Origin of the sequence: Mycobacterium sp. (assembly GCF_049608025.1) — a bacterium.
Taxonomy (GTDB): domain Bacteria; phylum Actinomycetota; class Actinomycetes; order Mycobacteriales; family Mycobacteriaceae; genus Mycobacterium.
The window spans coordinates 33,238-43,374 of sequence record NZ_JBMYXC010000017.1; the positions used below are offsets into that span (position 1 = coordinate 33,238).

Annotated in this window: 15 protein-coding genes; 8 read left to right on the top strand and 7 right to left on the bottom strand. The window is 66.4% G+C overall.

The window, feature by feature from the left end:
- The first annotated feature begins 1 nt into the window (after nt 1).
- Both ACPGXI_RS08390 and ACPGXI_RS08395 read left to right on the top strand, forming a co-directional pair.
- A complete protein-coding gene (locus ACPGXI_RS08390) occupies nt 2–709 on the top strand; it encodes a TetR/AcrR family transcriptional regulator (protein WP_526651739.1) in 708 nt (235 codons plus the stop codon).
- Nucleotides 690–1,322 carry a class I SAM-dependent methyltransferase gene (locus ACPGXI_RS08395; protein WP_526651741.1) on the top strand — a complete coding sequence of 211 codons (633 nt, stop codon included), beginning with the start codon at nt 690–692 and terminating at the stop codon, nt 1,320–1,322. The genes ACPGXI_RS08390 and ACPGXI_RS08395 overlap by 20 nt, the downstream gene beginning before the upstream one ends.
- A 12-nt stretch (nt 1,323–1,334) precedes the next feature.
- Here the strand turns inward: ACPGXI_RS08395 and ACPGXI_RS08400 are convergent, their stop codons facing one another.
- Nucleotides 1,335–2,048, bottom strand: coding sequence for an SIR2 family NAD-dependent protein deacylase (locus ACPGXI_RS08400; RefSeq protein WP_526651743.1), 714 nt, complete (start codon nt 2,046–2,048; stop codon nt 1,335–1,337).
- 36 nt (nt 2,049–2,084) lie between these two features.
- Between ACPGXI_RS08400 and ACPGXI_RS08405 the strand changes: the two genes are divergently transcribed.
- A complete protein-coding gene (locus ACPGXI_RS08405) occupies nt 2,085–2,450 on the top strand; it encodes an Rv1152 family transcriptional regulator (protein ID WP_526651805.1) in 366 nt (121 codons plus the stop codon).
- Here ACPGXI_RS08405 and ACPGXI_RS08410 read toward each other — a convergent pair whose 3' ends face one another.
- Nucleotides 2,451–3,320: a class I SAM-dependent methyltransferase gene (locus ACPGXI_RS08410; protein WP_526651745.1), complete on the bottom strand. Its 870-nt coding sequence runs from the start codon at nt 3,318–3,320 to the stop codon at nt 2,451–2,453.
- Between the two features lie 89 nt (nt 3,321–3,409).
- Here ACPGXI_RS08410 and ACPGXI_RS08415 point away from each other — a divergent pair, with 89 nt between their 5' ends.
- Together ACPGXI_RS08415 and ACPGXI_RS08420 are read left to right on the top strand one after the other, a co-directional pair.
- Nucleotides 3,410–3,853 (top strand): PPOX class F420-dependent oxidoreductase, encoded by a 444-nt coding sequence (locus tag ACPGXI_RS08415; RefSeq protein ID WP_526651747.1) that lies wholly within the window; start codon nt 3,410–3,412, stop codon nt 3,851–3,853.
- 17 nt (nt 3,854–3,870) lie between these two features.
- Nucleotides 3,871–4,083 carry a DUF5302 family protein gene (locus ACPGXI_RS08420; protein WP_526651749.1) on the top strand — a complete coding sequence of 71 codons (213 nt, stop codon included), beginning with the start codon at nt 3,871–3,873 and terminating at the stop codon, nt 4,081–4,083.
- 76 nt (nt 4,084–4,159) lie between these two features.
- Here the strand turns inward: ACPGXI_RS08420 and ACPGXI_RS08425 are convergent, their stop codons facing one another.
- Nucleotides 4,160–4,993, bottom strand: coding sequence for a sulfite exporter TauE/SafE family protein (locus ACPGXI_RS08425; RefSeq protein ID WP_526651751.1), 834 nt, complete (start codon nt 4,991–4,993; stop codon nt 4,160–4,162).
- A gap of 149 nt (nt 4,994–5,142) precedes the next feature.
- On the opposite strand from ACPGXI_RS08425, the gene ACPGXI_RS08430 reads away from it, so the two are divergent.
- The gene (locus ACPGXI_RS08430) at nt 5,143–5,754 is read left to right on the top strand and encodes an HhH-GPD-type base excision DNA repair protein (protein WP_526651753.1); all 612 of its coding nucleotides are present in this window, start codon (nt 5,143–5,145) and stop codon (nt 5,752–5,754) included.
- A gap of 56 nt (nt 5,755–5,810) precedes the next feature.
- On the opposite strand, the gene ACPGXI_RS08435 is transcribed toward ACPGXI_RS08430, so the two are convergent.
- The gene (locus tag ACPGXI_RS08435; protein WP_526651755.1) at nt 5,811–6,206 is read right to left on the bottom strand and encodes a recombinase family protein; all 396 of its coding nucleotides are present in this window, start codon (nt 6,204–6,206) and stop codon (nt 5,811–5,813) included.
- A gap of 125 nt (nt 6,207–6,331) precedes the next feature.
- Between ACPGXI_RS08435 and ACPGXI_RS08440 the strand changes: the two genes are divergently transcribed.
- The gene (locus tag ACPGXI_RS08440; protein WP_526651757.1) at nt 6,332–6,478 is read left to right on the top strand and encodes a DUF1059 domain-containing protein; all 147 of its coding nucleotides are present in this window, start codon (nt 6,332–6,334) and stop codon (nt 6,476–6,478) included.
- Nucleotides 6,479–6,590: 112 nt separating this feature from the next.
- Here the strand turns inward: ACPGXI_RS08440 and ACPGXI_RS08445 are convergent, their stop codons facing one another.
- Both ACPGXI_RS08445 and ACPGXI_RS08450 read right to left on the bottom strand, forming a co-directional pair.
- Entirely contained in the window at nt 6,591–7,694 is a 1,104-nt protein-coding gene (locus ACPGXI_RS08445; RefSeq protein ID WP_526651759.1) for an Rv1157c family protein, read from the bottom strand.
- 46 nt (nt 7,695–7,740) lie between these two features.
- On the bottom strand, nt 7,741–8,511 hold the full coding sequence (locus tag ACPGXI_RS08450; RefSeq protein WP_526651761.1) for a hypothetical protein: 771 nt from the start codon (nt 8,509–8,511) through the stop codon (nt 7,741–7,743).
- Between the two features lie 104 nt (nt 8,512–8,615).
- On the opposite strand from ACPGXI_RS08450, the gene ACPGXI_RS08455 reads away from it, so the two are divergent.
- Nucleotides 8,616–9,836 carry a mannosyltransferase gene (locus tag ACPGXI_RS08455; protein WP_526651807.1) on the top strand — a complete coding sequence of 407 codons (1,221 nt, stop codon included), beginning with the start codon at nt 8,616–8,618 and terminating at the stop codon, nt 9,834–9,836.
- Here the strand turns inward: ACPGXI_RS08455 and ACPGXI_RS08460 are convergent.
- Nucleotides 9,814–10,098: a 4a-hydroxytetrahydrobiopterin dehydratase gene (locus ACPGXI_RS08460; protein WP_526651763.1), complete on the bottom strand. Its 285-nt coding sequence runs from the start codon at nt 10,096–10,098 to the stop codon at nt 9,814–9,816. The two genes, ACPGXI_RS08455 and ACPGXI_RS08460, sit on opposite strands and share 23 nt — an antisense overlap.
- Nucleotides 10,099–10,137: the final 39 nt, after the last annotated feature.

Here is a 10,137-nt window from a genome sequence, read left to right on the forward strand (position 1 = left end):
AATGGCGGGCATGACCGCTCGGCGGCGCCGCGCCCCGCGGGGTTCGGGAGATAAACTGCGAGACGAGATCCTCGACGCGGCAACCGAATTGCTGTTGGAATACGGTGACGCGAAAGCAGTTTCGATCCGATCCGTCGCGCAGCACGTCGGCGTGACGCCGCCGTCGATCTATCTGCATTTTTCCGATAAGGATGCGCTGCTCGATGCGGTATGCGTGCGGTACTTCGAGAAGCTCGATGAGGAGATGCAGCAGGTCGCCGGCCACGCGGGTGAATACGGGTCGTCAGCCATCGACGTGTTGCGGGCGCAAGGTTTGGCCTATGTGCGGTTCGCGTTGAAAACGCCCGAGCTGTATCGCATCGCGACGATGGAACGGGGCCATCCAGGAAGCGATGTCGACATCACATTGAACAGCTCGGCGTTCGTGCACATGCGCGCGACGATAGAGGTGTTGATCGACGAGGGGATCTATCCGCGAAAGGACCCGACCGCCCTGGCGCTCGAGCTGTGGACCGCAGCTCACGGAGTCGCGGCGCTGCTCATCTCACGGCCCTACCTGCCCTGGGGGGATGTGGAGAAATTCGCCGATCGAGTGTTGCGTTCGCTCTGTTGCGGACACATCGTGTCAGGGGCCATCCGGCCCACCGATACACCGTCTGAGACGGTGACGTGGCTCAAGGAGGTCGCCGATGAGCGACACCGTCGATAACCCGTTCTTCGCGCGACTGTGGATTGCGATGTCGTCGCGAGAGCCCGAATCCCTGCGTCGGCTTCGCCGGGCGAACCTGGCCGGGCTGTCGGGCCGGGTCCTGGAGATCGGCGCCGGTACCGGCACCAACTTCGGCTTCTACCCCGACACGGTCACCGAAGTGGTAGCGCTCGAGCCCGAGCGCAGGCTCGCGACGCTGGCCGGAGCGGCGGCCTCCAGTGCGCCGGCGCCGGTCACGGTGGACACCGGTACGGTCGAGAAGTTCACCGACGGCGGCGATTTCGACGCGGTCGTCTGCTCGCTGGTGCTGTGTTCGGTAGCCGATCCCGAACAGGTTGTGGGTCAACTGTATTCGCTGCTTCGCCCGGGCGGTGAGCTGCGATACCTCGAACACGTCGCCGGTATCGGGCCGCGCGCCCGACTGCAGAAGTTCGCCGACGCCACGCTCTGGCCCAGGATGGCGGGAAACTGCCACACTCACCGCCATACCGAGGAAACGATCCTCGCCGCTGGGTTCCGCGTCGCCCGCGCCCGCCGCGAATGGACCCTTCCCGCGTGGGTTCCGATGCCGGTCGCCGAGTTCGCGCTCGGTGTCGCGGTGAAGCCGGCGTGACCGAGGCGTATTTCAACTCAGCAGCGCGGGAAGACGCTGCAACAGCCCAGGCAGCGCGGTAGCCGCCGACTCGCGCAGCGTCACCGTCGCGCTGTTCGACAGCGGGGTGGACTCGGGATTGACCTCGATCACCGGCGTACCTCTGGCTACCGCCAATTCGGGTAGCCCTGCCGCGGGATACACAACCGACGACGTGCCGACCACCACGACCAGGTCGGCCTCGATCACCGCGTCGACCGACTGCTGCCATGCGTCATCGGGTAGCGCTTCGCCGAACCACACCACATCGGGCCGGATCAGGCCGGTGCACTCGCAGCGGGGCGGTTCGATCGATGGGGTCGGCTCGGGCATCGCCGGGACCTCGCCACGGTAGGCCGATTTGCACTGGTCGCAGCGGAAGGCGAACAGGCTGCCGTGGACGTGGTGCACGTGGTTGCTGCCGGCACGTTCGTGCAGGTTGTCCACGTTCTGGGTCACCACGTGAACCTCGGCGAAGTCCTCCCAGGCTGCGATGGCGCGATGGCCGTTGTTGGGCGCGACGGCGCGCATCATGTGGTGGCGCCATAGGTACCAGGCCCACACCCGGTCGGGGTGGTCCTGCCAGCCCTGTGCGCTCGATATTTCATAGGGGTCGACCTTGGCCCACAGACCCGTCTCGACGTCCCGGAACGTCGGGACGCCGCTCTCGGCCGAGATCCCCGCCCCGCTGAATACCGTCACCTGCACTCCACCAAACTAGCCGGAGTGGGTGATACTGGTGGCGTGGCCGAACTGGGGGATTGGGTGCGCCTGGATCCACAGGATGCCGGGCCGTTGTTCGACCAGCTCAGAATGCAGATCATCGGTGCCATAAAGTCTGGGGAGCTGGCCCCGGGCGCCCGACTGCCCACGGTCCGCGAGCTGGCGGGACAGATCAACCTCGCAGTCAACACGGTCGCGCGTGCTTACCGAGAGTTGGAAGCAGCAGGCGTTCTGGAAACCAGGGGCCGCTTCGGAACATTCGTCGCGCGCTCCGATCCCGCCGATGCGGCATTGGCGACTGCCGCCAATGCGTTCGTGACCAAGGCGCGCGCACTCGGCGTCGACAAAGGCGAGGCTCTGCGTTACGTGGAGGCGGCCTTCGGCTGATCAGCCGAACTCGAGCAGTGTGACCACCGGCCGCACCGGGTCCAGCAGCGGAATGCGCTGAACCGTCCAGAGCAGCGCATTGAGCACGGTTCCGCGCCCGCGTCCGCTCGGCACGTCGTGGACCGCCCGCACACCGGGAATCGTGTTGACCAGGTTGGCGGCCTCGGCCACCGACAGGGTGAAGGGCATCGGCGGCACCCGGTAGCGCAGCGATGTCCGCACGCCGCGCCGGGTCAGGGCCGCCAGACCTGACGGTGGCAGATCGAACATCATCTGGCCGCCGGGAAACCGCGCGGCGCATTCGGTGATCAGTGCCAGGGCTTCGTCGGGTTGCAGATACATCAGCAGACCTTCGGCGGTGATGAACACGCCGTGATCGGTATCGACCTGGTCCATCCAGCTGAAGTCCAGCGCCGATTGCGCGCACATCTGGACCCGTGCGGAGGCGGGCAGGAGCTTGCGGCGCAGCGCGATCATGGCGGGCAGGTCGACGGTCAGCCAGCGGAATCGTTGCCTGCCACCGGTCCCGGGGGCGTCACTGGGGCCACCGGCGTCGAGCCGAAAAAAACTCGTCTGCAGACCCTCGGCGAGCGCGACGACGGTGGCTTCGGGATGGTCCAGCAGGTAACGACGGGTGTGTTTGTCGAAGACCAACGCGCGCAGGGCCATGTCCTGGCGCCGGGTGAACCCGAACTTGGCGAAGTCGTAGTCGATGGATTCGACGAGTTGGATCGCCATCGGGTCCTCAAGAATGGAGTCGGGCCGCGTGGCCTCTGCCGCACGGACCGCCAGCGTCATCAGCGCGGTCTCGGACACCCCGGTCAGGTCGGCGGTGTGCTTTGCGTTCATCTGGTTCCCATCTGGATCCATGTCGCCCTGCGCCGGCCGCGCAAGACTTCATCGGGCGCTATCTCACATGACCAATCATCGCAGTCTGGATGTGGTCGTAGGCTCGTGGGATGACGCGCGATGTGTTCGACGACAAGCTGCTGGCAGTGATCGCCGGAAACTCGCTGGGCGTGCTAGCCACGCTCAAGCGGGACGGCAGACCGCAACTGTCCAATGTGACCTACCACTTCGATCCTCGCGCGCTGACGGTTTCCGTGTCGATCACCGAGACCAGGGCCAAGACCCGTAATCTGCGCCGCGATCCACGCGCCGCTCTGCACGTCAGCTCCGACGATGGTTGGGCCTACGCGGTCGCCGAAGCCGAAGCCGTCCTGACCCCACCGGCCGCGGCCCCCGGCGACGCCACGGTGGAGGGGTTGGTCGCCCTGTACCGCGAGATCTCGGGTGAGCACCCGGATTGGGACGACTACCGCAGGGCGATGGTCGACGACCGGCGGGTCTTGATGACAATGCCCATCTCTCACGTCTACGGCATGCCGCCGGGGCGACGGTGAGCGGCTAGGCTGCAGTCATGGCATCCAAGGGGTCAGCGGAGTCTCCAGAGTCTTCCCGGGATGACACGAAGTCTTCCGGGGATGACACGAAGCGCCAGTTCCGGGAGGCGCTCGAGCGCAAGAACGCCAAGTCGGTTGCCGGTTCGGCGCACAAGGACGGCGGGGCCAGACAGCCACGTAGCCACGGCCCCGTCGAGAACCGTCGTGAATTCCGTCGCAAGAGCGGTTAGTTAGCCCATCCCCGGCTCGTATCCATGGGTCGCGGAAGGCCGTGCGCCAGGTCCGCTGCGGTAGTCCGCATTGCTTCTATGCGGGCCACATCATGGCGATCAGGACCACAGCGAGATAGGCGAGGAAGAGCCGGAACTGAGCGGCCTCAGGCATGCGGTGCGAAATTCGGACACCCAGCGGTGAACCCAGAAGTGCGCCCGCGGTCATCCCGGCGAACGCCGGCAGGTACAGGTATCCGATCGCCGCGTCGGGAAGTCCGGTGGCACTGAGTCCCCCGAGCAGGTAGCCGGCACCTGCGCCGATCCCGATCACCGCGGACAGCCCGGCCGCGATGGCGGAGGCGCTTTGTATCCGATACCCCGCTGCTTGCAGATAGGGCACCGTGATGATGGCGGCGCCGGCGCCGAGCAGTGCACCGGTCAAGCCGGTGGTTACCCCAGAGGTCAGCCGGCTGGCGCGGGACGGCATGACGGGAGCGGGCGCGGGTTCGTTGCTGGACCTGGCAACCTGCGATGTCCGGTAGTGGTGGTGCAACGCGCGCGTGAGCATGTAAGCGACAAAGCATATGAAGAAGATCCGAAGGATCCCGCCCGGCAGCAGGCCGCCCGCGAACGCGCCGATCGCCGTTCCGAGCACCACCGGCGGGAGTAGGTGCCAGAACAGTGGCCAGTCCAGGTCCCCGTGGCGACTCCGCAAGAAGGTCGTATACAGGGCCGTGAAGAACATCACCGAAAGGGATGTTCCGATGGCGAGGTGCATCACGTGTTCGGGTGAAACGCCCTGGAATGGCAGAGCCACCGCAAGCGCGGGCACGATGGTCAAGCCACCTCCGAGCCCGAACAGGCCGGAAACCAGTCCGGCAACAATGCCGGCGAGCAGGTAGACCAGGTAGATGCCGGCACCGGTCATCGGCGGTCACGCGGCGGCTGAGACAAAAAGTGTCGCTTGAGCACCGGACAATCGTCCCCCGGCGTTCGGCCCCGGTGTTCCACAACGGCTCGATTCGGGCCATCGGCCGACTACGGAGCGCGGGTTGTAGCCCCGGATAAGATTCGGCTATGACTGCCAAGCTGTGCCTGGCGCAGGAACCTGCGGGAGACGCGCTGCTCGATTCCAACCCGTTCGCCCTGCTGACCGGGATGCTGCTGGATCAGCAGATCCCCATGGAAGTGGCATTCGCCGGCCCGAGGAAGATCGACGACCGCATCGGCGGATTCGATGCGCGGGTGATCGCGGACTACAACCCCTCGGATTTCGCCGCCCTGTGCTCGCAAACGCCTGCAATACACCGGTTTCCGGGTTCTATGGCCAAGCGGGTTCAGGCGCTGGCTCAGGTGATCGTCGACGAGTACGGCGGCGAGGCCGCGGCGCTGTGGACGGCGGGAGAGCCCGACGGGGCCGAGGTGCTCCGACGGCTGAAGGCGTTGCCGGGCTTTGGCGAACAGAAGGCGAAGATTTTTGTCGCACTGCTGGGCAAGCAATACGGGGTGAGGCCGAAGGGCTGGCGGGCGGCCGCAGGCGACTATGGCAAAGCGGGCACCCACATGTCGGTAGCGGACGTCAATGACGCGGGATCGCTGCAGAAGGTGCGCACCTACAAGAAGGAAGCCAAGGCCGCGGCTAAGCAGGAAGCCAAGGCGGCTGAGGCCGGAGAAATCAGGCGCGGCTGAAGCTCAAGCCCAGGGCACCGGGTCTGCTGTGTCCGGTTGATGGCGGGGCGCCCAGATCACGATCCGTGTGCATGCTCAACGCAGCGGGCTGCATCCAGGGCAGCGAGGTCCCCGAGAATCCGTGCCACCGCCCGGCCGCTGGCGGTGGCTGTGTCGAGGCCATTCTGCAGGCAGCGCAGCGTGATTCCGCGGGTGGTGAGGTCGGCGACGGTCTGAGTGACCTCGGATGCCGATCGGCCGAGCTTTTCGAGTGCCACGACCATGACGATGTCGCCCGAGCGGGCATAGCTGAGCAAGGCCAGCAACCCCGCGCGCATCTTGTCCGCCGACCCTGCCGTCCTGTCGGTGAAGATCCTTCGCCGGTCCACACCGGCTCCGGCGAGTTCGGCGAGTTGCTCGTCGAGGTCCTGCTCGATGTTCCCGACCGTGGCGTAGCCCAATGTGACCGTCACGCATTCAAGGTCTCACGGTGTGAGCTCGGCGGCACAGAGACTCGCCGCCGAATCGTGGCGCGGGTACCCACGCGGCAGCTGCCGGCCCTCGTTGGGCGTCGTGGATGCTGTGTCATTGTGAACAGATGAAGACTCATCTCAACTGCCCCTGCGGAGAAGCCATCACCGGCAAGGACGAAGACGATCTGGTGGACAAGACCCAGGCTCACCTGTCAGACGTGCATCCTGGCCTCGACTATGACCGCGATGCGATCCTCTTCATGGCCTACTGAGCTTCCGGCACGATGATCTGCCCAGCGCGGATCTCTGGTAGGTGGCGAATCTCCGGTAGCTGATCGAAGGTTGTTGCCACCACGGATGCACGTTCGGCGAGATCCCCCTGCATCAGGGGACGACCGTGGAGCCGATCGTCGGCATGAACTGGCACTGCTTCTCCGTGGTGGTGACCTGACCGAAGATCGTCGACATGATGCTGCCCGATCCGGTGTCGACGATCGCTGTCAGCGTTGTCGGTCCGGCGGGGTTGATATCGGCCTGCGGTGTGAGCGTCGCGCTGCCCGACTCGCCAGTCGTCAGGTTGACCCAGGTTACGTTGAGCGGCAACTCCTGCTCGGCGGCCGGACCTGGAGTGCCGATCGCGGTGAAGACGTAGGCGGTCTGACCGGGTCCGGGGCCGGGTGTCGGGATCTTGGCGGGACCGGCCACCGAGATTGTGGTCGCCAGCACGTTCCCGCCGTCGGCCAGGCACCCGTTGCTGATGGACGGGTACAGGAAGTCCTGAGTGACCGGGGCGTCGGGGCCGAAGTCAGGCGCGCCGCCGGGCGCCACATCACCGGCCGTCGGCGCGGAGTCGGCAACCGGTGCGGATGCCGCCTCTGGAGCAGGTGCTGGTGCCGCGGCGGGGATGGCGTCGGGAACCGGTGCGTCAACCGCTGCGGGTGCCGCCTCGGGGATGGCGTCGGGAACCGGTGCGTCAACCGCTGCGGGTGCCGCCTCAGGTGCAGGTGCAGGTGCAGGTGCAGGTGCGGGTGCCGCGGCGGGGATGGCGGCGTCGGCGATCTCAGGTGCTGCCTGCGGCAGCGCCTCTGGCGCCGGGCCCACCGCGTGCGCAGGATTCACACCTGCCCGCAGGTGAGCGTCTGTGCCGGGCGTCGCCCCGGCGGCCGGAACGTGGGCGACCGGGGCTGCGACGAACTCGTTGACCGCGGCCGCGACCTCGCGGGAGGGCTGCGGCGCGAGCGCGTCGCCGGCGAACACTGCGGCAGCGGCCATCAGCATCGAAGCGGCATTGCTTGGGTCAAGCGCAGCCTGCTGGATGACGGGTCCGATGCTCTCCATCGCCAGCAGACCCGGTGCCTGCAGCATGTCGATCGGCAGTGGCGCCGGCACGGGATCGGCGTGAGCGCCGCCGGCCCCGCCGACCATCAGTAACGCGGTCGAGGAGCCCACCGCTATGGCGGTGGTGAGCTTCGTCCTGGTCATTGACATTTTTCCCCAATGGTTCGGTGGGCCGGTTAGCTGGATCAGACGGGCGTCAGGGCAATGCCGACAGCGGCGTGAATGTCGTTTCGGTCGGCACGGCCGGCGCCGCAGGAGCGATCGCCGCAGGCGGGTTGGGTGCGGCGGCGGTTGCCGCGACCGGCAGCAGGCTGGCCAGCGATGTGCCGCCCGGCAGCAACGAAGCGAGACTGGCGGGGACGCCCAATTGTTCAGTGAGGCCTGCCGGCAGCAGCGACGGGAGCGGCGTCGACGCGGGGATCGCTTCTGTGGCAGGAACCGTGGTCGTATTTCCCGGCATTGCCAGAGCCGGATCCGGCAGGGCCAGAGCGGGGTCCGCCAGGGCCAGAGCCGGGTCCGCCAGACCCAGAGCTGTCTCCGGCAGCGCCAGAGCCGTCTCCGGCAGCGCCGTCACCGCGCCGGTTACCGCGCTGGGCAGTGAGGATATCTCCTGGGGGACACTGACTGCCGCGGTCGTGGCCGGTGGGATGGCCGGGGCCGCCGCGGTGGTCGGCGTAGTCGCGCCCAGGACGTTGGCGAACGTCTGCATGAACTGGGCTGCGGCCGCGGGATTGGCCGCGAGTTGCTGAAGGAACGGCAGGCCGGGGACCTCGGGTGCGATCGCAGGCGCGGGTACGGGTGCGGGTGCAGGTGCGGGCTGTGCCGCCGCGACTGCGCTGAAGGCCAGTGCAGTCGAGGCTGCTCCCGCCGCTGCGATCATTGTGGTTGCCAACAGTTTTCCGTTGCGGTGCATGAACTTCTCCCAGATTCCTTGACTGCCGCGAACGGCGCTGATGTACGTCTGCACCCGAAGCTAGCCTGTGGCTAGAGGTACTCAAGTGACACGTGTGGCATTTATTCAACCGTTACGGACGCGAGTGCCGATCGTGACGGCTCGATAGAGTCGGGCCTATCGACGCCATCACCCCTGCCTCAGCCGGCTCCGGCCCGCGGCGGACCGCCCGACTGTCGGCTGCGGCGCCCGCGCTGCTGATCCTGAGCATCGGCATCCGCTTGGCGTGGACCTACCTGTCGCCCAACGGCGCGAACTTCGTTGACCTGCATGTCTATCTCGGCGGGGCCGCCGCGTTGGATCACCCTGGCGCCCTTTACGACTACGTTTACGCCGATCAGACGCCAGACTTCCCGCTGCCCTTCACATATCCGCCTTTCGCGGCCGTGCTGTTCTACCCGTTGCAACTCCTGCCATTCGGGCCAGTCGCGTTCGCCTGGGAGCTCGGGATCGTCGCAGCGCTCTACGGTGTGGTGCGCATCAGCCAGCGGCTACTGCGGGACCGGGATCCGTCGGCAGCCGGCTCGCGGCGCGTCGCGATGCTGTGGACCGCTGTCGGTATCTGGATCGAACCGTTGCGCAGCACCTTCGACTACGGCCAGGTCAACGTGTTCCTGGTGCTAGCCGTTCTCTACGCGGTGTACAGCACGCGCTGGTGGTTGTCGGGGCTGCTGGTTGGCTTGGCTGCCGGCGTGAAGCTGACGCCCGCGGTGTCCGGGTTGTATTTCCTGGGCGCGCGGCGTTGGGGCGTGTTGGTGTTCGCTGCGGTGGTGTTCTTCCTGACGATCGGCGTGTCGGTTCTCGTCGTCGGTGACCAAACCCGCTTCTACTTCACTCAACTACTCGGCGACGCGAGCCGGGTCGGCCCGATCGGGACATCGTTCAATCAATCGTGGCGCGGCGGCATCTCGCGAATTCTGGGACACGATGCCGGATACGGTCCCATGGTGCTGACCGGAATCGCCGTGACAGCCGTACTGGCGCTGATGGCGTGGCGTGCGGTCGGCGGCGCCGAGGACCGGCTCGCTGCCATCGTGATCGTGCAGCTTTTCGGCCTGCTGTTGTCTCCCATCTCATGGACTCATCACTGGGTGTGGCTGATACCGCTGATGATGTGGCTGCTTCACGGTCCGCAAAGCGGTCGGCTGGGTGCGCGTGTCCTCGGGTGGGGCTGGCTGGTGTTGGCCGCTGTCGGCGTGCCCTGGTTGCTCAGCTTTGCCCAGCCGAGCATCTGGGCGATCTCACGGCCGTGGTACCTGGCCTGGGCGGGCCTGGTCTACGTCGTCGCCACGCTGGTGACGTTGGCATGGATCGCCACTACTGCTCGACGATCCGGTTGATCTCGGCCGCCATCTCGACGTCTTTGTCGGTAATTCCGCCTTCGGAGTGGGTCACCAGTGCGAAAGTTACTGTTCGCCAACGGATATCGATGTCCGGATGGTGATCTGCGACCTCGGCGTGGGCGGCCACGCGCTGTACCGCAGCGATGCCGCCCAGGAATGTGGGGAACTTGACAGATCGGCGCAGGGCGCCGTCGACATGTTCCCAGCCATCGAGTTCAGGCAGCGCGGCTTCTAGTTGATCGTCGGATAACACAGCCATGTGTCCGAAGGTATACCGTTCGCGACAGTGTCCAAACAG